Annotated in this window: 19 protein-coding genes; 9 read left to right on the top strand and 10 right to left on the bottom strand. The window is 72.2% G+C overall.

The features are described from left to right. Positions 1 to 17 precede the first annotated feature (17 nt). The 4 genes from ACFULQ_RS04080 (at position 18) to ACFULQ_RS04065 (ending at position 2,360) form a co-directional block, all read left to right on the top strand. A complete protein-coding gene (locus tag ACFULQ_RS04080) occupies positions 18 to 437 on the top strand; it encodes a CBS domain-containing protein (protein ID WP_383537819.1) in 420 nt (139 codons plus the stop codon). 157 nt (positions 438 to 594) lie between these two features. Then, positions 595 to 771, top strand: coding sequence for a hypothetical protein (locus ACFULQ_RS04075; RefSeq protein ID WP_383537816.1), 177 nt, complete (start codon positions 595 to 597; stop codon positions 769 to 771). Between the two features lie 97 nt (positions 772 to 868). Further along, the gene (locus tag ACFULQ_RS04070) at positions 869 to 1,156 is read left to right on the top strand and encodes a hypothetical protein (protein WP_383537813.1); all 288 of its coding nucleotides are present in this window, start codon (positions 869 to 871) and stop codon (positions 1,154 to 1,156) included. Positions 1,157 to 1,556: 400 nt separating this feature from the next. Next, a complete protein-coding gene (locus ACFULQ_RS04065) occupies positions 1,557 to 2,360 on the top strand; it encodes a class I SAM-dependent methyltransferase (RefSeq protein WP_383537811.1) in 804 nt (267 codons plus the stop codon). 105 nt (positions 2,361 to 2,465) lie between these two features. Here the strand turns inward: ACFULQ_RS04065 and ACFULQ_RS04060 are convergent, their stop codons facing one another. After that, complete coding sequence (locus ACFULQ_RS04060; RefSeq protein WP_383537808.1) at positions 2,466 to 4,418, bottom strand: glycosyltransferase family 2 protein; 1,953 nt, start codon at positions 4,416 to 4,418, stop codon at positions 2,466 to 2,468. A gap of 268 nt (positions 4,419 to 4,686) precedes the next feature. Here ACFULQ_RS04060 and ACFULQ_RS04055 point away from each other — a divergent pair, with 268 nt between their 5' ends. Then, on the top strand, positions 4,687 to 5,199 hold the full coding sequence (locus ACFULQ_RS04055) for a metallophosphoesterase family protein (protein ID WP_383537805.1): 513 nt from the start codon (positions 4,687 to 4,689) through the stop codon (positions 5,197 to 5,199). A gap of 165 nt (positions 5,200 to 5,364) precedes the next feature. Here the strand turns inward: ACFULQ_RS04055 and ACFULQ_RS04050 are convergent, their stop codons facing one another. Genes ACFULQ_RS04050 through ACFULQ_RS04020 form a run of 7 tightly spaced genes read right to left on the bottom strand, consistent with a single transcriptional unit; the run spans position 5,365 to position 12,747 of the window. Continuing rightward, positions 5,365 to 5,997, bottom strand: coding sequence for an SRPBCC family protein (locus ACFULQ_RS04050; protein ID WP_383537802.1), 633 nt, complete (start codon positions 5,995 to 5,997; stop codon positions 5,365 to 5,367). Positions 5,998 to 6,015: 18 nt separating this feature from the next. Beyond that, a complete protein-coding gene (locus tag ACFULQ_RS04045) occupies positions 6,016 to 7,116 on the bottom strand; it encodes an XdhC family protein (protein ID WP_383537799.1) in 1,101 nt (366 codons plus the stop codon). Continuing rightward, complete coding sequence (locus ACFULQ_RS04040; protein WP_383538130.1) at positions 7,109 to 8,209, bottom strand: VWA domain-containing protein; 1,101 nt, start codon at positions 8,207 to 8,209, stop codon at positions 7,109 to 7,111. Before ACFULQ_RS04040 ends, ACFULQ_RS04045 begins: the two co-directional genes overlap by 8 nt. Further along, on the bottom strand, positions 8,209 to 9,075 hold the full coding sequence (locus ACFULQ_RS04035; RefSeq protein WP_383537796.1) for an AAA family ATPase: 867 nt from the start codon (positions 9,073 to 9,075) through the stop codon (positions 8,209 to 8,211). Before ACFULQ_RS04035 ends, ACFULQ_RS04040 begins: the two co-directional genes overlap by 1 nt. An 8-nt stretch (positions 9,076 to 9,083) precedes the next feature. After that, positions 9,084 to 9,938 carry an FAD binding domain-containing protein gene (locus ACFULQ_RS04030; RefSeq protein ID WP_383537794.1) on the bottom strand — a complete coding sequence of 285 codons (855 nt, stop codon included), beginning with the start codon at positions 9,936 to 9,938 and terminating at the stop codon, positions 9,084 to 9,086. Then, positions 9,935 to 12,280 carry a xanthine dehydrogenase family protein molybdopterin-binding subunit gene (locus tag ACFULQ_RS04025; RefSeq protein WP_383537791.1) on the bottom strand — a complete coding sequence of 782 codons (2,346 nt, stop codon included), beginning with the start codon at positions 12,278 to 12,280 and terminating at the stop codon, positions 9,935 to 9,937. The genes ACFULQ_RS04030 and ACFULQ_RS04025 overlap by 4 nt, the downstream gene beginning before the upstream one ends. Then, entirely contained in the window at positions 12,277 to 12,747 is a 471-nt protein-coding gene (locus ACFULQ_RS04020) for a (2Fe-2S)-binding protein (RefSeq protein WP_383538127.1), read from the bottom strand. Before ACFULQ_RS04020 ends, ACFULQ_RS04025 begins: the two co-directional genes overlap by 4 nt. Before the next feature lie 228 nt (positions 12,748 to 12,975). Between ACFULQ_RS04020 and ACFULQ_RS04015 the strand changes: the two genes are divergently transcribed. From ACFULQ_RS04015 to ACFULQ_RS04005, 3 genes are all read left to right on the top strand, one after another. Further along, positions 12,976 to 14,892, top strand: a complete 1,917-nt coding sequence (locus ACFULQ_RS04015) for a GTP-binding protein (RefSeq protein ID WP_383537788.1) — start codon at positions 12,976 to 12,978, stop codon at positions 14,890 to 14,892. A 53-nt stretch (positions 14,893 to 14,945) separates the two neighbouring features. Continuing rightward, positions 14,946 to 16,805 (top strand): endoglycosylceramidase, encoded by a 1,860-nt coding sequence (locus ACFULQ_RS04010; protein ID WP_383538125.1) that lies wholly within the window; start codon positions 14,946 to 14,948, stop codon positions 16,803 to 16,805. Positions 16,806 to 16,884: 79 nt separating this feature from the next. Beyond that, a complete protein-coding gene (locus ACFULQ_RS04005; RefSeq protein WP_383538123.1) occupies positions 16,885 to 17,235 on the top strand; it encodes a hypothetical protein in 351 nt (116 codons plus the stop codon). Between the two features lie 60 nt (positions 17,236 to 17,295). Here ACFULQ_RS04005 and ACFULQ_RS04000 read toward each other — a convergent pair whose 3' ends face one another. Then, the gene (locus ACFULQ_RS04000; protein WP_383537785.1) at positions 17,296 to 18,540 is read right to left on the bottom strand and encodes a YncE family protein; all 1,245 of its coding nucleotides are present in this window, start codon (positions 18,538 to 18,540) and stop codon (positions 17,296 to 17,298) included. Between the two features lie 184 nt (positions 18,541 to 18,724). Between ACFULQ_RS04000 and ACFULQ_RS03995 the strand changes: the two genes are divergently transcribed. Next, entirely contained in the window at positions 18,725 to 19,387 is a 663-nt protein-coding gene (locus tag ACFULQ_RS03995) for a TetR/AcrR family transcriptional regulator (protein WP_383537782.1), read from the top strand. A gap of 120 nt (positions 19,388 to 19,507) precedes the next feature. Here the strand turns inward: ACFULQ_RS03995 and ACFULQ_RS03990 are convergent, their stop codons facing one another. Continuing rightward, positions 19,508 to 20,737, bottom strand: a complete 1,230-nt coding sequence (locus ACFULQ_RS03990) for a glycosyltransferase (protein WP_383537779.1) — start codon at positions 20,735 to 20,737, stop codon at positions 19,508 to 19,510. Positions 20,738 to 20,896 lie beyond the last annotated feature (159 nt).

The raw sequence follows: 20,896 nt of genomic DNA, 5'->3' as shown, positions 1-20,896 counted from the left end.
GAGCAGAGAGGTACGCCATGACCCAGCACGTCAGCGACATCATGACCAGCGCCCCGGTCACCGTGGAACCGCAGACCTCCGTGACCGCCGTCGCCCGGATCATGCGCGACCAGGACCTCGGCGCCGTCCTCGTCGCCGACGGCGACGAACTGCGCGGCCTGGTCACCGACCGAGACCTCGTCGTGGGCTCCCTCGCCGAGGGCGGCGACCCGGAGCGGACCACCGTGGCCGGCGCGTGCAGCGACGACCTGGTGACCGTCGCCCCCGAGGACGACCTGGACCACGCCATCAGGCTCATGCGCGAGCACGCCGTACGCCGGATCCCGGTGGTCGAGGACGGCCACCCCGTCGGCATCGTCGCCCTCGGCGACGCCGCCATGGAACGCGACCCGGAGTCGGCCCTGGGCGACATCAGCGTGGCCCGCCCCAACACCTGAGCCGGGAAACGGAGTTCGACCCCGCCGTCAAGCGGCGGGGTGGCGGCTCACCGGTGAACGGATGTGCGGCACCCATGGTTTGCCGGCCGGCCCGGCCCGTTTGGCCCGGCCGGCACCGGGGACCCGGAGGAGCAGCATGGAAGGACGGTGAACCGCCGTGACCCCCCAGACCGCCCAGAAACCCGTCGTCCGCCGGCCCGAGACGGGCTGGTCCAGGTCCCGCCGTCTGCGCGGCAAGGGAGACCTGCGGACCTGCCTGCCCGCGGTCGAGGAACGGGTCGGACCCACCACCGCGCACACCGCGGAGGACAACATCTTCCGCGGCGAGGACTGAACGCCCCCGAGGCATCCTGGCCCCGCTTCAGCTGACGCGGCAGCTTCACCCACCCCACCCCGGCGGGTTCCCCCGGATCCGGGCTAGGGTGACGCAGATGAAGGCTCTCGTGCCGTCCGGCGGGGCCGGCATCCGGTCACGTCCGAGCATGCCCACGTCGGCCGACCCCTCGCTGTCCGTCGCCGACAAGGCCGTTTCCCGCACCGTGGGGCCTTCCCGGCGCGAGGAGCCGACGATCACCCGCGCCCGGCCCGACGAGCCGACGATCACCCGAGGCTCTCCGCCCGCGCCGCGTGCCCTCCCGCACCTGCTCGACGCCGACGTCCACGCCGACGTCCGTCGCACGGCCATCGCCGATCACGGCAAGGTGCGGATCGGTTCATGAGCTCTCCCGCCGCAGCCGGCGCCTGCTCCGGCGGACCCGGCGCCGCGTTCTGCCCCCGGAGGGCCACCTTCCGGCTTCCCGCACTTTGCAAGCCCTTTCCCACCGGATCACGCTCCTCGCCGCGAAGTCCTGTCATGGGAAGCTCACAGCAGGTATGTTCCACGGAACCGGTTTTGGCCGGGGCAGCCGGTACGGACCGGTGCGGGGAGCGTTCCGGAACCTCGGCCGGCCCGTCGCGGGCCCGCCCCACCAGCAGCGAAGCCCTCATCGGGCCCGCACCACGCCCCGCCGCCGGCGCCCCCGGGCGCGACCGGTGGGCGGGGGCCGCGCCGGACTCGCACCGGGACCGGTGGTCCGCCCTGCACGAAGCACTGCCACACATCCGCAAGGAGATTTCCCAGTGAAACGTCACGAGTTCCTGCGGGGGCTCCACAAAGCCAGCGCGAACCGCAACTACCTGGAGATCGGCGTCAACGACGGCCGCAGCCTGACGTTCTCCCGGGTACCGAGCATCGCGATCGACCCGGCGTTCAAGGTGGTCTCCGAGATCCGCTGCGACGTCCACCTGGCGAAGGCCACCAGCGACGACTTCTTCGCGCGCGAGAACCCGCTCCAGCACCTCAAGGGCGGCCGCCACCCGCTGCGCAACATCGTCCGCAACCGCAGCCCCTTCGGCTACTGGAAGGACGTCACGCTCGACCTGGCGTTCATCGACGGCATGCACCTGTTCGAGTACGCGCTGCGCGACTTCATCAACGTGGAGAAGTACGCGGACTGGGCCAGCGTGATCGTCTTCGACGACATGCTGCCGCGCAACGTGGACGAGGCGGCCCGCGACCGCCACACCAACGCCTGGACCGGCGACGTCTACAAGGTGATCGAGGTCCTGAACCGCTACCGGCCCGACCTGGTGACGGTCCTGGTCGACACCGAGCCCACCGGCCAGCTGGTGGTCTTCGGCGCGGACCCGACGAACACCGTCCTCAAGGACAAGTACGACGAGATCATCGCGGAGTACGTGGTTCCCGACCCGCAGAAGGTGCCCGAGACGGTCCTGGAGCGGACCTCGGCGATCAAGCCGGAGGCGCTGATCGAGGGTGCCTTCTGGAAGGCGCTGGTCAACGCCCGCAACCGGGGCAGCAAGCGGGACCGCAGCTGGGAGCATCTGCGCAAGAGCCTGGAGCAGCTCAACAACGCGGGCTGAACCCCACGACGTGAGTACGGGGAGGACGCGTCCGGCGTCCTCCCCGTACTGCTGTCCTGCTCGTACTGCTGTCCTGCCCGTACCGCTGTGTCCTGCCCGCAGCCGCTACTTGCCGCGTGCCCGGATCCGGGTGAGCACCTTGCGGGCGAGCGGTCTCGCCCGGCGCGCAAGGCGCTGTCCGACCCCGGGCCGGGGCGGACGCACGGCCGCGACCTGGACCCGGCCCGCCTTCACCCGCAGGGTGAACGGCAGCGGGTGGAAGCGCGGTTCGGAGGCCTCGGGCGCCGGGCTCAGCGCGACCTGCCAGGGCGCACCTCCCAGCTCGCCGAGCGGCAGCACGGCCTCCAGGACGGCCGCGGCCCCCTGCGGACGCAGCGTGCCGGGCACCTGCCGGGGCGCGGTGCCGGAGCCCCCGGTGAGCTTGAGCAGCACCGGCGTGTCACCGGGCACGTGGAACGGCACCGGCACCTCGACCCGGTCGCCGGCGACGGTGACCTCGCCGGGCGTCAGACGGCCGAGCTCCAGACGCTTGCCCGCGGTGTCCACGTCCAGGGCGAGCGTGCCCTGCTTCGCGGTCCAGTACGGCAGTACCACCCGGCCGCCGGCGACCCCGGCGTCCGCGGCCGTACGTCCCTTGAGCGCGACCGGCCCCAGCCGGCTCTGCTTGGTCCAGCCGCCGAGCTTGACCCGCACGAACAGGTCGTACAGCCCGGCGTCGAGCGGACCGCCGTCCGCCGCGGTGGCCGGGTCCAGGGTCGCGGTGCCGCGCAGGACGAGACGCACCCGGTCGTCCCCCTCCGCCGGCACCGTCTCCCGGGTGAACTCCACCGGCTGGAAGAACTGGGCGGAGCTGGTGCGCTCGGTCAGCAGCAGTTCGACGGTGGCCCGGCCGAACCCGGCGACGCTGTGGGCGCCGACCCAGTCGACCGCCTCCCGCACGGAGGCCGGCGGTCCGGCCAGCGGCTCCTTGCTGCCCTTCGCGGGGAACGTCATCGGCGTGCCGCCCGACGCGAGCTCGGCGGCCAGCCCGATCCGCAGCAGCCCGCCGTCCCACTCGACGCCGTCCGGGGTGGTCGTCGCGGTGACGGACACCTCCCACTCGGCGAACGCGACCAGGTCGTCGAGCCGGCCGTCGGCGATCAGCGCGGCGACGACCTGCTGGGTGGGCTGGAGGCCGGCCGCGACACCGGGCCCGAAGCGCTCGACGACCACGGAGCGGATCTCCTGGAAGAGCTCCTGGCGGTAGTCCTCGGGAGCGGCGAGCAACCGCCGGCCGCGCATCCGCTCGACCATCTCGTTGCGCAGCCAGCGGCGGAACAGCCGGTCGCGGGTCTTCCCCGGCTCGGTGTACTTCTCGACGACGTCGAGCGCCTCGCGCAGGTTCGCGAAGTAGCCCACCGGGTCGAAGCGCTGGAAGCCCGCGTTGGAGGCGTCGTCGCGCTTGAGGTGGTAGTAGCAGACGTAGTCGCTGAGCACGGAGACGTTGTCCGCGCGCAGATACGCCTCCGTGACGAAAACGTGGTCCTCCAGCCGGCGCCGCCCCTCCGGGAAGCGCAGACCGATCCGGTCGAGGAAGGCCCGGCGGAACATCTTGTGGGGCGTGAGACTGTCGATCAGCGGGGCGTTGTCGACGGTGGCGCGCGGGTGGTTGCGGCGGAACAGCTCCACCGGCACGCCCCGGCCCTTGCCCGCCATCTTGCCCACGACCACGTCGGCGCCGTTGGCGACCGCGTAGTCGTACATCCGCTCCAGGGCCTCGTCGCCGAGGTAGTCGTCGTTGTCGACGAACATGACGAACTCGCCCTCGGAGGCGGCGATCCCGACGTTGCGGGGCTTGCCGGACCAGCCCGAGGCCTCCTGGTGGATGACCTTGATGTTCTCGACCTCGGCGGCCACCGCGTCCAGCCGGGCCGGCGTGTCGTCGGTCGAACCGTCGTCGACGAAGATCGCCTCGAACTCGTCCGGGGGCAGGGACTGCCTGCGCAGCGAGGCGATGCAGTCCTCGATGTAGTTCCCCGGGTTGTAGACGGGGATGACGACGCTGACCTTGACCGGCATCGGTGTCCGGACTCCTTGGGTGGCTTGTGGCTTGCGTCACGGATTGACGCGTTGTGCGCCGATGTTAACGCCGCCGAGCAAGTGCCGTGGCAGCAGGCCGCTTTGACCGGCGGCACACGGGGCGCGGACGCCGCGATCGTGGTACCGCGTGGATATAGATGGCAGAGGGGCCTCGCCGGTTCCGCGCCAGGGACATGTACTTCGAGGCAGGCACGGGCGCGCCCCTCATATGACGGGGGCCGGCCTCCCACCGCTCTAGGGTGATGCCGTGCGCCTGCTGCTGATGTCCGACACCCACCTGCCCAAGCGCGCCAAGGAGCTCCCGGCGCCGCTGCTCGACGAACTCCCGCGCGCCGACGTGGTGTTCCACGCCGGTGACTGGGTCGACACCGCCACCCTCGACCTGCTGGAGAGCCGCAGCGCCCGGCTCGTCGGGGTGTACGGCAACAACGACGGGCCCGAACTGCGCGCACGGCTGCCCGAGGTGGCGTACGTCGAGCTCGGGGGCCTGCGTTTCGCCGTCGTCCACGAGACCGGTGCCGCCCAGGGCCGCGAGGCCCGCTGTGCCGTCCGCTACCCCGACACCGACGTCCTGGTCTTCGGCCACAGCCACATTCCCTGGGACACCACCGCCCCCGGCGGACTGCGGCTGCTCAACCCCGGCTCACCGACCGACCGCCGCCGCCAGCCGCACTGCACCTACATGACGGCGACCGCGGCCGACGGCCGCCTCACGGACGTACGGCTGCACCGCCTGCCGCCCCGGCCGGTCTCACGCTGAGAACGCGCGCCGCCCGCCCTCACGAGGTCCGGGCCGCTCCGCATGCAGGGGAGCGGCCCGGGTGCTGTCTTGGGACTCTGTCACGGACCTCCTTCCCGATCGGAGGTGCGGTGAGGGCTTCGGACTCCTCACCCGTAGCTCGGCGCGTACCCCTGCGGACGCGCCTCACACCCTCCGTTTCCCCTGGCGTCGCAGCCGGGTGATCGCCAGTCCCACGACGACCGCCGCCGCCACCGCGGCCCCCGCCCGTTTCGCGACCGGCACGCCGATCGCGCGCAGCAGGTCGAGCGGCTCGTCGGCGGGCTCCGCGGCCACCGGGCCCGCCTCCGGCGAGGTCTCCGGCGCCGTCTCCGGCTCGGCGAGCCGCTCTGCCAGACACCCGGCGAACTGGCCGACCAGCCGGTCTCCGACCTCCGCCAGCACGCCCCGCCCGAACTGCGCGGGGCGACCGGTCACCGCGAGGTCCGTGCGCACCGAGACGGCCGTACCGCCGCCGTCCGCCCCGGTGAGCGTGCCGGTCACGGTGGCCCGTGCGGTGCCCTGGCCGCGGGTCTCCCGGCCGCTCGCGATCAGCACCATGCGGTGCGCGCCCTCGTCCTGCTCCTCGAAGACGGCGGTCCCCCTGTACGTCACCGTGACCGGCCCGACCTTGACCTTCACCGAGCCGGTCACGGTCTTGCCGTCGTAGTCCTCGACGCTGGCCCCGGGCATGCAGGGCGCGACCCGCTCGATGTCCAGCAGCGCCCGCCAGGCCTCGTCGACCGGCACGGGCACGGTGAACGCGTGGTGCAGTTCCATGACTCCTCCAGCTGAGCCTCATGAGGGCGGATGGATCGCCCCCGCCGTCGCCGTCAGCGGGGCACCGCTGCCGCCCCAGCGCAGCGCGACGATCTCGGCGGCCACGGACACCGCGACCTCCTCCGGCGTACGGGCCCCGAGGTCCAGGCCGACCGGCGAGCGCAGCCGGGACAGCTCGGCCTCGGCCAGCCCCGATTCGGTGAGCCGCTTCATCCGGTCGTCGTGGGTGCGGCGGCTGCCCATCGCCCCGATGTACGCCGCCGGCCGGCGCAGCGCCTCCTCCAGCAGCGGCACGTCGAACTTCGGGTCGTGGGTCAGCACGCAGATCACGGTCCGCTCGTCGGTGTCGGTGCTCCGCAGATAGCGGTGCGGCCAGTCCACGACGACCTCGACGCCCTCCGGGAAGCGCTTCGGCGTGGCGAAGACCGGGCGGGCGTCGCACACGGTGACCCGGTAGCCGAGGAAGGCGCCGATCCGGGCGACGGCGGCCGCGTAGTCGATCGCGCCGAAGACCAGCATGCGCGGCGGCGGGGCGAAGGAGTGCAGGAAGACGCCGACCGCGTCCTCGCGCCGCTCGCCGCGCGGGCCGTAGTGCCGCGACCCCGTCGCCCCCTGGGCGAGTTCACCGCGCGCGTCGGCGGTGACCGCCACGTCCAGACCGGTCGTGCCCAGGGTGCCCGCGACCCGGTCCGGCCACACAGCGAGCGTGGCACCGCGCGGTGCGGGGCCCTCGGTCACCGTCGCCAGGGTCACCGGGCGCCCTGCCGCGACGGACTCCGCGACCTCGCCGAACACGGGGTCGAGGGCGGCCGTCACGGGCCGTACCAGCAGGGTGATCTCCCCGCCGCAGGTCAGCCCCACCGCGAACGCGTCCTCGTCGCTGTACCCGAAGGTCTCCAGACGGGCCTCGCCGCTCGCCACGACCTCCTGGGCCAGCTCGAAGACGGCCCCCTCGACACAGCCGCCGGACACGCTGCCGACGACCTCGTCGTCCGGGCCCACGGCCATGGCCGCGCCGGGATCGCGCGGCGCGCTGCGGCTGGTCGCGACGACCGTGGCCAGTCCGAACGGCACCCCTGCCGTGTACCAGCGGTTCAGCACCGGGAGGATGTCACGCATCGTCGGCTCCTTTCACCACCGCCGCCAGACGCTCCAGCGCGGCCAGGCTGTGCCCCTCGACGAACGCGTCCACGCTCGGCAGGGCCGCCGCCATCCCGGCGGCCAGGGGTGCGTAACCCGGGCGCGCCTTCAGCGGATTGGCCCAGATCACCCGGTGCGCCAGCCGCCGCAAGCGTCGCATCTGGGCGGCGAGCAGCTCCGGATCGCCACGCTCCCAGCCGTCCGAGAGCAGCACGAGGACCGCGCCCCGGGCCATGCCCCGCTGCCCCCACCGGTCGAGGAACTCCCGCACCAGCTCACCCAGCCGGGTACCCCCGCGCCAGTCCGGCACCGCGGCGGCGAGCGCGGCCATCGCCAGGTCCGGATCGCGGTGCGAGAGCTCGCGGGTGACACGGGTGAGGCGGGTGGCGATCGTGAACACCTCCGTGGGGCCGCCCCGGGCGGCCGCGTGCGCGAAGCGCAGCAGCGCGTCGGCGTACGGCGCCATCGAGCCGCTGACGTCGACGAGCAGGACGACCCGGCGGGGCCGCTTCGACCGCTCGTGGTGCCGCAGCCGGGCCGGCTCCCCGCCGTGCCGCAGCAGCTCCCGCACACTCCGGTGCGGATCGACGGCCCCGCGCCCCGCCGGGCGCCGACGCGCCGTCCGCCGGGTCTGCCCCGGCAGCGCGAACGCGGCGAGGAGGCGGCGCAGGGCGGCCCGTTCGGCGGGGTCGAGGCCGGCGATGTCGCGGTGCCGGAGCACCTCGGCGGAGCCGGCGAGCGCCGCGGCCCGCGGTCCCTCGGGTCCTTCGCCCGTACGGCGACGGGGGCCGGCCCCGGCGTCCCGTACCGTGAGCCGCAGCGCGGGAGCGGCCACCCGGCGCTCGGCCGGAGCGCCCCGGAAGCAGTCCGCGAACACCTGGTCGTAGCGCTCCAGGTCCTCGTGGCTCGCGCACAGGGTCAGCCGCCCCGCCCAGTACACCCGCGCCGGTCCCAGTTCCGCCACCGCGCGCAGGAAGGCGTGCACCCGCTCGGCACTCGCGTCGACACCCGCCCGGCGCAGGGCGCGCACGAAGGCGAGGAAGACGGCGTCGGCCCGCCCGGTCACCGCGATCACCCGTCCCGCAGGGCCGTCAGCAGCGGGCCCCGCGCCCGCTCCGCGTCCTCCCGGTACTTCAGCACCGACCCCAGGGTCGCCAGCGCCAGCTCCGCGTCCACCTCGCTCGCCCCCAGCGCGTCCAGCGCCTCGGCCCAGTCGATCGTCTCGGCCACGCCCGGCGGCTTGAGCAGGTCCTCGGCCCGCAGGGTCTGCACCAGTCCCGTCACCTGCTCGGCCAGCCGCTTCGACACACCAGGCAACCGCCGCCGCACGATGGCGAGTTCACGGTCGAAGCCGGGATGCTCGAACCAGTGGTACAGGCACCGCCGCTTCAGCGCGTCGTGCACCTCACGCGTCCGGTTCGACGTCAGCACGACCACCGGCGGCACCTCGGCCCGCAGGGTTCCCAGCTCCGGAACAGTCACCGAGAACTCCGACAGCAGCTCCAGCAGAAACGCCTCGAACTCGTCGTCGGCGCGGTCGATCTCGTCGATCAGCAGGACCGACGGCCCGGTCTCCAGGGCCCGCAGCAGCGGCCGGGCCACCAGGAACCGGCGGTCGTACAGCTCGCGCTCCATCCGCTCGGCGTCCACGGCACCGGCCGCCTCGGCGGCCCGCAGATGCAGCAGCTGACGGGGGAAGTCCCAGTCGTACAGGGCCTGCGAGGCGTCGATGCCCTCGTGGCACTGGAGCCGGATCAGCGGAGCGCCGAGCGCCTCGGCGAGGGCGGCGGCGAGCGCGGTCTTGCCCACGCCCGCGTCGCCCTCGCAGAACAGCGGCCGGTGCAGCCTGAGGGCCAGGAAGCAGGCGACGGCCAGCCCGTCGTCGACGAGGTACCCCGTCTCCGCCAGGCGGGCCCGCACCTCCTCCGGGCCGTCCACGCCCTCGCTCACCCCATCCCGGCGGCGGCCAGCACCGCCCGCCGGGTCAGCACCCGCGCGAGCTGCGCCCGGTACTCGGGCGACCCCGACAGGTCCCGCGGCGGCCGGGTCCCCTCCGCCGCCGACTCCGCGGCCCGGGCCACGGCCGGGGCGTCCCCGCCGCCGGTCAGCGCCTCCTCGGTGGCCGTGGCCCGCAGGGGAGTGGAGCCCATGTTGGTGAGCCCGATCCGGGCCTCGGCGATGTGCCCGTCGTCCCGCCGCACCAGCACGGCGACCCCGACGACCGCCCAGGCCTGCGCCACGCGATGGAACTTCTCGTAGTGGAAGCCCCAGCCGTCGGCCTTCGGGATCCGGATCTCCACCAGCAGCTCGTCCGGATCCAGCGCGGTCTGCAGATAGTCGACGAAGAACTCCCGCGCGGGGATCGCGCGCCGGCCGCCCGGACCCACGGCCACCAGCTCGGCGTCCAGGGCGAGCGCGACGGCGGGCAGGTCACCGGCCGGGTCGGCGTGCGCCAGCGAACCGCCGAGGGTGCCCCGGTGCCGTACGGCGGGATCGCCGACGCCGGCCGTGGCGGCGGCGAGGAGGCCCGCGTGGCGGCGGACCAGCGGGTCGCGGACCACGTCGTGGTGGGTGGTGAGCGCGCCGACGACCAGCGTGTCGCCCTCCTCGCGGACCCCGGTCAGCCCGGGGACCCGGCCCACGTCCACGACCAGTTCGGGAAAGGCCAGCCGCAGCCTCAGCAACGGCAGCAGGCTCTGTCCGCCGGCCAGCACCTTGGCGTCCTCGCCGCCCTCCGCGAGGACCCGGACCGCGTCCTCGACGCTGCTCGGGCGGGCGTAGTCGAAGGTCGGGGGAATCATGCCGAGGCCTCCTTCAGTGCCTGCCAGACCCGTTCGGGCGTGCAGGGCATCCGCACGTCCCGTACGCCGAGCGGACGCAGCGCGTCCACGATCGCGCCGACGACGGCCGGGGTGGACGCGATGGTGCCGGCCTCGCCGACTCCCTTGACGCCCAGGGGATTCGAGGTCGCGGGCGTCTCCGTCCGGTCCGTCACGAACTCGGGCAGGTCCGGGGCCGACGGCACCAGGTAGTCGGCCATCGTGCCGGAGACCAGGTTGCCCTCGTCGTCGTAGACCGCCTCCTCGTACAGGGCCTGCGCGATGCCCTGCGCGAGTCCGCCGTGCACCTGGCCCTCGACGATCATCGGGTTGACGACCCGGCCGACGTCGTCGACGGCGACGTACGACCTGATCCGGGTCTGCCCGGTCTCGGTGTCGACCTCCACCGCGCACAGGTGGGTGCCGTGCGGGTAGGAGAAGTTGTCCGGGTCGGTCACCTGGCCCGCGTTGATGGTCGGTTCCACCCCGTCGGGCAGGTCGTGCGAGGTGAACGTCTCGAAGGCGACCTCCTGGATCGTCCTGCGCGCGTCGGGCGAGCCCTTCACGGAGAAGACGCCGTCCGCGAACTCCAGGTCCCGCTCGCTGGCTTCGAGCAGATGGGCCGCGACCCTGCGGGCCTTGTCCACCACCTTCGTGGCCGCCCGATGCACGGCCGTGCCGCCGACCACCAGCGAGCGCGAGCCGTAGGTGTCCATGCCCTGCGGGGCCGACCTGGTGTCCCCGTGCACGACCTGCACGTCCTCGAAGGGCACCCCGAGCACATCGGCCGCGATCTGGCTCCAGCTGGTCACATGCCCCTGCCCGTGCGGACTGGTCCCGGTGACCACCTCGACCTTCCCGGTCGGCAGCATGCGCACGCTCGCCGCCTCCCAGCCGCCGGCCGCGTACCTGAGGTCCCTCAGCACCCGGCTCGGGGCCAGCCCGCACATCTCGGTGTACGTCGACACCCCGATCCCGAGCCGCACGGTGTCGCCCCGCCGGCTCCGGTCCGCCTGCTCGGCACGGAGCTTGTCGTAGTCGAACAGCGCGAGCGCCTTGTCGGTCGCCGCCTCGTAGTTGCCGCTGTCGTAGGTCAGCCCGGCGATCGTGGTGTACGGGAACTCCTCGTGCCGTATCCAGTTCCGGCGCCGCAACTCCACCGGGTCCAGGCCGAGTTCGACCGCGAGCTCGTCCATGATCCGCTCGATGGCGTACGTCGCCTCCGGGCGCCCGGCGCCGCGGTAGGCGTCGGTCGGTGTCCTGGTCGTGAAGACGCCGGTGATGTTCAGCTCGTAGGAGTCCATCTTGTAGATGCCCGGGTACATGAAGGCGCCCAGGACCGGGATGCCCGGGGTGACCAGCATCAGGTAGGCGCCCATGTCGGCGAGCAGGTCCACCTTGAGGCCCAGCAGCCGGCCGTCGCGGTTCGCGGCGATCTCGATGTCCTGGATCATGCCCCGGCCGTGATGGGTCGCCAGGTAGCCCTCCGAGCGGGACTCGGTCCACTTCACGGCTCGTCCGAGGCGGCGCGCGACCGTGAGGGCGATCGCCTCCTCGCCGTACACCTGGAGCTTGGAGCCGAAGCCGCCGCCCACGTCGGGGGCGACCACCCGCAGCTTGTGCTCGGGGACGCCGGTGACGACGGCGAGCATGACCCTGAGGACGTGCGGGATCTGGGTGGAGGAGTACACGGTGTACTCGTCCGCGGCGGCGACCGGGGTGACGACGACCGCGCGCGGCTCCATCGCGTTGGGGATGAGCCGCTGCTGGTGGTAGCGGCGCTTGAGGGTGACCTCGGCGCGCCGCCGTACCGCCTCGAAGTCCTCGCCGGTGCGCAGCGGCCAGTCGTAGCAGCGGTTGGTGCCCTTGTCGGAGTGGACCAGCGCGGCGCCCTCGGCCAGCGCGGCCTCCAGGTCCAGGACCGGGGGCAGTGGGGTGTAGTCGACCTCGATCGCCTCCAGGGCGTCGGCGGCCGCGTACCGGTCGCGGGCCACCACCACGGCCACCGGGTCACCGGCGTAGCGCACCTCGTCCACCGCGACGGGCGGATGGTCCGGCAGCACGATGTCCTCGGTCACCGGCCAGGCGCAGGGCAGCGAGCCCATGCCGTCCGCGAGGTCGGCGCCGCTGAACGCGGCGACCACACCGGGTCGTTCGAGCGCGGGGGAGACGTCGACGCGGTCCACGCGCGCGTGAGCCATCGGGCTGCGCAGGACGGCCAGGTGGAGCAGGCCGGCGGTGTCGATGTTGTCGGTCCAGCGGGTCTGCCCGGTGACGAGCCGGGCGTCCTCCTTGCGGAGCCGGGCGGTGCCGACCTCGCTCATGTCGTCACCCCCTCGTCGGCCGCGGCCAGCACGGCCCGCACGATGTTCTGGTAGCCCGTGCAGCGGCACAGGTTGCCCTCCAGGGCGTGGCGCACCTCGTCCGGGGTCGGATGCGGGTGCTCGCGCAGCAGGTCGCGCGCGGCCATGAGCATGCCGGGGGTGCAGTAGCCGCACTGGAGCGCGTGCCGCTCGTGGAAGGCGCGTTGGAGGCCCGTCCACTCGCCGTCGGTGGCCAGCCCCTCGACCGTGGTCACTTCGCTGCCGTCGGCCTGGACGGCGAGCACCGAGCAGCTCTTGACGCTCACCCCGTCCAGATCGACCGTGCACGCCCCGCAGTTGGAGGTGTCGCAGCCGATCGGGGTGCCGGTCAGACCGAGCCGGTCACGCAGGTAGTGGATCAGCAGAAGACGAGGCTCCACCTCGTCCTGATACACCGTGCCGTCCACCTTCACCGAGATACGGGTCATGTGCCCTCCCAGGACCACGGACGTGATGTGCGTCACTCTAGGACTGTCGCGGGGAGGGGGCGAGAGCCGGGACGCGAATGGTTGAGCGTTAATCCGTTGCCGCCGCGGACCGTTGCCTGCTGCACTTCGGGGTGTCCAAGCCGTCGCACGATCCAGGAGCCGCAATGCGCACTGCGTCCATGTCCAGCCCGGAAGGAATCTCCCTCTCTCCAAAGGACATGACGCTTCGTGCACCTGCTCAACCTCGGGATCCTCGCCCATGTCGACGCCGGTAAGACCAGCCTGACCGAGCGGCTGCTGCACTCGGTCGGAGTCATCGACGAGCTCGGCAGTGTCGACGCCGGCAGCACCCGGACCGACACCCTCGCGCTGGAGCGCCGGCGCGGCATCACCATCAAGTCCGCCGTCGTCTCCTTCACGGTCGACGACGTCACCGTCAACCTCATCGACACCCCCGGCCACCCCGACTTCATCGCCGAAGTGGAGCGCGTCCTCGGGGTCCTCGACGGAGTGGTCCTGGTGGTCTCGGCCGTCGAGGGCGTCCAGGCGCAGACCCGGGTCCTGATGCGGACCCTCCAGCGACTGCGCATCCCCACCCTCGTGTTCGTCAACAAGATCGACCGACGGGGAGCGCGCCAGGACGGCCTCCTGCGGTCCCTCACCGAGCGGCTCACCCCGGCGATCGTCCCGATGGGCACGGTGTCCGCACTCGGCACCCGCGAGGCCCGTTTCCACCCCGGGATCGGACCCTGTGACGTCCTCGCGGACCATGACGACGACCTGCTGTCGGCCTGGGTGGAGGAGCGGGTCGACGCGGGTCGGCTGCGCCGGGCACTCGTGGCACAGACCCGGCAGGCCCTGGTGCACCCGGTGTACTTCGGGTCCGCGGTCACCGGCGCGGGCGTGCCCGAACTGATCACCGGCATCAAGGAGTTGCTGCCCGCCGCCGGCGGGGACCCCGAGGGGCCCGTCAGCGGCACGGTGTTCAAGGTCGAGCGGGGACCGGCGGGGGAGAAGGTCGCGTACACGCGGATGTTCTCCGGCACGCTCCGCACCCGAGACCGGGTGCCGTTCGGCGAGGCCCGCACCGAAGGCCTCGTCACCGCGATCGGCGTCTTCGACGGCGGCACCGAGCAGCGCCGGGACACCGTCCCCGCGGGCCGGATCGCCAAGCTGTGGGGGCTGACCGGCGTCCGTATCGGCGACGCCCTCGGCGAACCCCGCAAGGCGCACGGCCACTTCTTCGCGCCGCCCACCCTCGAGACGGTCGTCGTACCGGGTCCGGACACCGACACCAGGTCCCTCCACCTCGCCCTCACCCAGCTCGCCGAGCAGGACCCGCTGATCGACCTGCGGCACGACGAGGTCCGCCAGGAGACCTCCGTCTCGCTGTACGGCGAGGTCCAGAAGGAGGTCGTCCAGGCCACCCTCGCCGAGGAGTTCGGGCTCGACGTCACCTTCCGCGAGACCACCCCGCTGTGCGTCGAGCGGCTGGTCGGCACCGGCTCGGCGGTCGAGTTCAACAAGCAGGGCGGCAACCCCTTCCTCGCCACCGTCGGCCTGCGCGTCGAGCCGGCCCCGGTGGGCTCCGGAGTCGAGTTCCGCCTTGAGGTGGAGCTCGGTGCCATGCCGTACGCCTTCTTCCGGGCCGTCGAGGACACCGTGCGCGAGACCCTCGGACACGGCCTGTACGGCTGGCCCGTGCCCGACTGCACGGTCACCATGACCCACTGCGGGTACTCGCCCCGGCAGAGCCACGCCCACCAGGGCTTCAACAAGAGCATGTCCAGCACCGGCGCCGACTTCCGGGGCGTCACCCCGCTGGTCCTCGACCAGGCGCTGCGCAGGGCGGGGACCCGGGTCCACGAGCCCCTCGACCGGTTCCGCGTCGAGGCCCCGGCCGACACCCTGGGGGCCCTGCTCCCGGTGCTGGCCGCGCTGCGGGCCGTACCGGAGAGCACCGGGATCCGTGGCGACACCTGCTGTGTGGAGGGGTTGATTCCGGCGGCCCGGCTGCACGAGCTGGAGCAGCGGCTGCCCGGACTGACCCGCGGCGAGGGCGAGATGGAGAGCGCCTTCGGGCACTACGCGGCGGTCACCCACGGGCCGGTCCCGTATCGGGCGACCCCTACCCGAAAAAGCTGAAACTTACTCATCAGTCATAAGTGTTGACGGTGTGCCGGATGAGTCGGACTGTTATGGACATGCCGAATATGCGTGCGCGTCTGCTCGTTGTTCTGGTTGTCCTCTGTGGATTCCTGACGGTCGCGGGAACCCCGTCCGCCTCCGCCGCCACCATCGCCGACTCCCTGTCCTTCGACGGCACCGCCCTCACCGTGGCGAACGGCCGCTTCGTCGACGCAGCCGGCCGCGAGGTCGTGCTGCGCGGCTACAACGTCTCCGGCGAGACCAAGCTCGCCGAGAACAAGGGCCTGCCCTTCGCCTCGGTCGCCGACGCCAAGAAGTCGGCGAGTGCCCTCAGAGCCCTCGGCGGCGGCAACTCCGTCCGCTTCCTGCTGTCCTGGGCCTACGCGGAACCGGTGAAGGGCCAGGTCGACACCACGTACCTTGCCGACGCCACCGCACAGATGCGCGCGTTCCTCGACGCCGGCATCCGGGTCTACCCCGACTTCCACCAGGACCTGTACTCGCGCTGGCTGTTCAACTCGGGCAGCTGGTACACCGGCGACGGCGCCCCCGCCTGGGCGGTGGCACTCGGCACCTACTCGGCCGAGTCCTGCGGGATCTGCTTCACATGGGGCCAGAACATCACCCAGAACGGCGCGGTGAAGGCCGGCCAGTACGACTTCTGGCACAACCGGTACGGCCTCCAGGACTACTTCCTGGCCACCGCCCAGAAGACGATGGCGTACATCAAGGCCAACCTCTCCGCCGAGGAGTTCGCGGGCGTGGTCGGCTTCGACCCGTACAACGAGCCCTACGCCGGCACCTACGACTCCGGTCAGAACAGCCGCACCTGGGAACGGGACGTGCTGTGGCCCTTCTACGTGAAGTTCCGGGCCCGGATGGACGCGGCCGGCTGGACGGACAAGCCCGCCATGGTCGAGCCGAACCTCTTCTGGAACGGCAACGTCAGCAAGGAGGAGGGCGGGCTCCTCGACGTCGGCACGCTCGGCTCCCGGTACGTCTTCAACACCCACTTCTACGACCAGAAGGCCATCTCCGGCATCCTGATGTGGGGCAACGCCTCCGACGGCCAGTACGTGAGCGACTTCGGCACCGTCCGGGACCGCGCCTCGGCGACCGGGACCACGGCGATCGTCAGCGAGTTCGGGCACCCGCTGAACGGCGCCACCGCAGGCAAGGCGCCGACCGTCCTCAAGGCCATGTACCAGGCCCTCGACTCCCGGGTGAAGGGCGCCAACTGGTGGTCCACGCCCGCGAGTTCGGGCCCGGTCCTGTCCGGGACGCAATGGCAGTGGGACATCTACAACGGCCGTCACCACGAGCTGATGAACGACAACCCCGACAAGGTCATGACCTCGGGCGACGCCTGGAACGACGAGGACCTGTCGGCCGTGAAACTCGACGACTCCGGTACGGCGGTGCTCCGCCAGGACGCCCGGCTGCTGGACCGGATCTACCCGAGCGCCACCTCCGGCTCCACGGTCGCCTTCACCTACGAGGACCGCTCACGCGACGGCTCCACGACCCTGACCTGGAATCCGGTGCCGAGCAGTCTGCCCAACGTGTCGTCGCTGGTCGGCTCCGGCCAGTACGCGCTGCTGGTGTGGCGCTCGGGCAGCGCTTCGGCACCCACCGAACTCCATCTCCCCGCCTCCTTCCCGACCGCGTCGACCACGGTCGTCTCCGACCTGGGCACGGTCTACGGCCCTCCGGCGTACACCTCCTCGACCCCGATCGGGGCGGCTGTCGAACCGGGCGGCACGGGCAGCCGACGGCTCCTGCTCACCGACGCGGACTCGGGCGTCCTGCACTACGCGCTGGTGACCAACGGGGCGACCTCACCGTCCGCGTCCGCGCTCAACGCGGCCAAGTCCGAGCTGGCGTCCTGGGCGGCGTCGAAGATCGGCTGACCCCGGCCGCGCTTGGAGGAACCCGGTTGAGTGTGCCGAGACGGGTCGGCATACTCGCCGGGTGACCGACTCCGCTGTGATGGAAGGAAGTTGGGACGAGCCCTGGTATCGCGTGCGGACGGATCGGTTCGTGGCCTCGTTCCTGCCGAACGTGGACGAGGCCCTGGAGGACGTCTGCAACGTCGATGTGGAGGTACGGCTGACGGCGGACGGCTCCCGCTGGAGCGCGACGGTGTTCACGCTCGCCGAGGTCGAGCGGATCATGGAGAAGGGGGCACGAACCGGCGAGGACCTGGACGGCCGCTTCTTCTGGTGCTCCGACGGCCTGATCGTCCGCGATCCCGGTGTCGACAGCATGACCCGCGTGCTCGTCGGCCTGCTCGACACCGGCGACTTCGAGTGCATCCTCCAACGCCTCGACCACGACTGACCGCTCCGCCCCGGCGAACGGGAACGGAGCGGTCGAAGGCGTCCGGGCGAGCGGCGGAACTCAGGACGCCGGGCTCGTCCAGTCCGCGGCCACGTGTCCGAGCCGTACCCGCTGCGGGTGGTCGCCCACCGCCACCGACGCGGTCTTCTGTCCGGTGGCGAAGTCGATCGCGGTGACCTGGTCGGCGCCGCTCTCGGAGACCACACAGCTCTTGCCGTCCCCGCTGACGGTGGCCCAGTAGGGCTTCGACGCCGGGACGAGCGGGCCCTCCTGGAGGGTCGTGCGGTTGACCACCGTCGCGTAGTCGTCCATCGTGCCCGCGACACACAGCTTGCTGCCGTCCGGGCTCATGGAAATGCCGTGGTGGCGCGAGTCGTTGACCATGGTGGTGCGGTCGTCGCTGGTCGCCGGGTTCTTGGGCAGGGTCTTGGTACGGGTGATCCTGTCGGTGGCCACGTCGTACTCGAAGAAGCCGTTGAAGAACGACACCTGGAAGTACAGCTTGGACTCGTCGGGCGAGAACACGGCGGGCCGGACCGCGTCCGAGTAGTCCGTGAGACCGATCGCGTTCAGCTTGTCCCGCATGTCGATGATCTTGACCTGCTTGTAGGTGGTCGCGTCCACCACCGTGATGTGCCGGTCGCCCTTCGTCCAGTCCAACCAGGGGGCGTCGGAGTCGGTGTTGACGTCACCGATCGCCATGTTCCAGATGTACTTGCCGTCCTTGGTGAAGATGTTCTCGTGCGGCTTGTCGCCGGTGGCGAAGGAGCCGAGCTGCTGGCCGGTGTTGATGTTCAGCACGTGCACGGTGTTCGCGGTCGAGGCCGACACCGCGACCCGGGTGCCGTCGGGGGAGACCGCCATGTGGTCCGCGCGGTAACCCGAGACCTTGAAGCGCCAGTTGATGTTCCCGGTGGCCAGGTCGATGGAGACCACGTCCGCGAAGCTGGGCCGCGAGACGACCACCGACTTGCCGTCCGGGGTGGAGTACATGTCGTCGACGAACTGGTCGTGGCCCTCGCCGACGCTGTTGCGGATCGCCATGAAGTAGATCCACTTGATCGGGTCGGCGTTGATCTCCGCCATCCGGGCGGCCTTGTCGGGGATGACGTTGATCCGGCCGATCTTCGCCAGGTCGCCGGAGGACTTGATGACGTCGGCCGTGCCGTCCCAGTTGTTGCCCACGAAGAGCACCTCGCGCAGGGCGGCGGTGTCCGCGGCGGAGGCGGCGGTCGCGGGGGCGGTGACGGTCAGGACGACGGCGGCGGCCAGGGCACACAGGTGCCTGGGGCGGATTGCGGGCATGACGGGTCTCCCTCTGGGCGGCTCGTGACGTGGGCATGCCAATGTGATGAATCTGAAGATGTGCGGATTCAGAGTGAACTTACTGCAAAGTAAGGAAGGGGCGGCCTTCTCCACAAGACTGCGTACACGACAAAATTGGCGCTCATACTGGAGGCCGGACGTTCCGGCCCGAACGGGAGGTGCGGTGACGGGCAGGCTCAGGGCCCCGACCGGTCGCTACGGCGGCAAGACCGCCGCGGAGCGGCAGGCCGAGCGTCGCCGCCGTTTCCTGGACGCGGCGCTCCAGCTCTTCGGGGACGCTCCGGGCTACCGCGCCACGACCGTCGCCGCCCTCAGCGAGGCCGCGGGCCTGTCCACCCGCCAGTTCTACGAGGAGTTCCACACCCTTGAGGACGTCCTGGCCGCGCTCCACCTGGAGGTCAACGACTGGGCGACGGCGGCCGTGCTGGCCGCGGTGGCCGACGCGGACCAGCTGCCGCTGGCCGAGCGGGCGGCGGCCATCTTCCGCGCCTACGCCGCCAACGTCACCTCCGACCCGCGGCGGGTGCGGATCACGTTCGTGGAGATCATCGGGGTCAGCGAGCGCATGGAGGAGCAGCGGCTGGCCCGCCGGGCGCACTGGGTCGACCTGGTGTGCGCCGAGGCGGAGCGGGCGGTGGCCCGGGGTGAGGCGGCGCCGCGTGACTTCCGCCTCGCGGCGACGGCGTTCATCGGCAGCGTGAACGGCCTCCTGCACGACTGGAACGCGGGGTGGGTGGGCGCGACGCTGGACGAGGTGGTGGAGGAACTGGTCCGGCAGCTGGTGGGGATCCTTCAGCCGCCGGGGTGGGATACGGGGCGGGGGTGAGCGCGGCTTTGGTGGTGGGCGCGGCCCGTCGGCGGTGGGCGGCAGGAGCAGCCGTCGCTGGTGAGCGGGGCGGCCGGTGGTGAGCGGTGAGCGCGGCAGTCGGCGGGGCGCGGGCCTCCTTCACCGCCTCAGGCTGTTCACCGCCTTGACCACAGGTGTCACCCCGTCCTCCTCCCGGATGTGCGCCCCCAGTGACCGTGCCCGCTCCCGACGGGCGGGGTCTCGAGTCGCCTCGGTCAGGGCCGCCCCCAGGGTGTCGCCGGTCAGGCGCCGCAGGGGCACCGCGCGCGGTGCCACGCCCAGTTCGACCAGCCTCGCCGCCCAGAAGCTCTCGTCGAACTGGATCGGGACCGGTACGGCCGGTACCCCGGCGCGCAGGCCCGCCGCCGTCGTGCCCGCGCCCGCGTGGTGGACCACCGCCGCCATCCGCGGGAAGAGTGCCGAGTGCGGCACCTCGTCGATCGTCAGCATGTCGTCCCCCGTCGCCGCCAGCCCCGCCCACCCGCGCTGGACGACTCCGCGCAGCCCGGCCAGCCGCAGCGCCCGCACGATCTCCGCGCTGACCCTCGCGGGATCGGGCACCGTCGCGCTGCCGAGCCCGACGAACACCGGCGGCGGCCCGGCGTCGAGGAACTCCCGCAGCGCGTCGGGGAGCGGCACTTCTCCGTCGTACGGCCACCAGTAGCCCGCCACATCGAGCCCGCGCCGCCAGTCCCGGGGCCGGGCGACCACGCGTGGGCTGAATCCGTGCAGGACCGGCCAGCCCTGCCGGTCCCGGGCCCGCAGTGCCGCGGCCGTGCCCACCGCCGGCAGGCCCAGGCGGCTGCGCACCGGGGGGAGGGCCGCGGAGAAGACCTGCTCCACGGCGAGGTTCAGGCCCAGCCCGGCGACCCGGTTGCCGAGCGCGCCCCAGGAGCCGATGCCCAGCATGGGCGGCGCGAACTCCCGGGGGGCGGCGAGGGGTTGGAGATTGAGACCCAGGCTGGGCAGTCCGAGGCCCTCGGCGACGGCGTGCCCCAGCGGGGTCACCGACCCGGACAGCAGCAGCGCGTCGCTCGACCGGGCGGCGGCCACCAGATCGTCGGTCATCTCCACGGCCAGCGTCCGGGCCATCGCGACCACCCGCACCAGCTTGCCCACGCCGGTCGTACTGCGGTGCAGGGCCCGTCCTCGCGAGGACTCCAGCTCCGCCCGCGGGTCGACCGGCAGGGCGTGGAACCTCAGACCGGCCCGGGCCGCCAGTGGCTCGAAGCGGCTGTGGGTGACCAGGGTGACCTCGTGTCCGGCCCGCGCCAGACCGTGCCCCAGGCCGGTGAAGGGGGCCACGTCACCCCGGGAACCCGCTGTCATGATCGCTACCCGCACGCCGGACAGTATGGCGCCGCACCCCGGCTCCGGGCCCGAACGACGCGTGCATACAAGCCAGTTCACCCCTGTCGCAGCCGTTGACTTCACCCTCCCGTGGCTCTAGCTTCGGCGCGCACCACGTTCGAGAAACCGGTCTGCGTT

Source organism: Streptomyces sp. NPDC057253 (assembly GCF_042669125.1).
In the GTDB taxonomy this organism is placed as follows: Bacteria; Actinomycetota; Actinomycetes; order Streptomycetales; family Streptomycetaceae; genus Streptomyces.
This window is presented reverse-complemented; position numbering and strand designations above follow the sequence as displayed.

What these genes read in the sequence shown, in the direction of transcription:
- ACFULQ_RS04080 (WP_383537819.1), top strand. Translation starts at nt 18, where the DNA reads ATGACCCAGCACGTCAGCGACATCATGACCAGCGCCCCGGTCACCGTG.
- ACFULQ_RS04060 (WP_383537808.1), bottom strand. Translation starts at nt 4,418, where the DNA reads ATGCCGGTCAAGGTCAGCGTCGTCATCCCCGTCTACAACCCGGGGAAC.
- ACFULQ_RS04030 (WP_383537794.1), bottom strand. Translation starts at nt 9,938, where the DNA reads ATGATTCCCCCGACCTTCGACTACGCCCGCCCGAGCAGCGTCGAGGAC.
- ACFULQ_RS04070 (WP_383537813.1), top strand. Translation starts at nt 869, where the DNA reads ATGAAGGCTCTCGTGCCGTCCGGCGGGGCCGGCATCCGGTCACGTCCG.
- ACFULQ_RS04005 (WP_383538123.1), top strand. Translation starts at nt 16,885, where the DNA reads ATGGAAGGAAGTTGGGACGAGCCCTGGTATCGCGTGCGGACGGATCGG.
- ACFULQ_RS04025 (WP_383537791.1), bottom strand. Translation starts at nt 12,280, where the DNA reads ATGAGCGAGGTCGGCACCGCCCGGCTCCGCAAGGAGGACGCCCGGCTC.
- ACFULQ_RS03990 (WP_383537779.1), bottom strand. Translation starts at nt 20,737, where the DNA reads ATGACAGCGGGTTCCCGGGGTGACGTGGCCCCCTTCACCGGCCTGGGG.
- ACFULQ_RS04050 (WP_383537802.1), bottom strand. Translation starts at nt 5,997, where the DNA reads ATGGAACTGCACCACGCGTTCACCGTGCCCGTGCCGGTCGACGAGGCC.
- ACFULQ_RS04020 (WP_383538127.1), bottom strand. Translation starts at nt 12,747, where the DNA reads ATGACCCGTATCTCGGTGAAGGTGGACGGCACGGTGTATCAGGACGAG.
- ACFULQ_RS04045 (WP_383537799.1), bottom strand. Translation starts at nt 7,116, where the DNA reads ATGCGTGACATCCTCCCGGTGCTGAACCGCTGGTACACGGCAGGGGTG.
- ACFULQ_RS04010 (WP_383538125.1), top strand. Translation starts at nt 14,946, where the DNA reads ATGGACATGCCGAATATGCGTGCGCGTCTGCTCGTTGTTCTGGTTGTC.
- ACFULQ_RS04000 (WP_383537785.1), bottom strand. Translation starts at nt 18,540, where the DNA reads ATGCCCGCAATCCGCCCCAGGCACCTGTGTGCCCTGGCCGCCGCCGTC.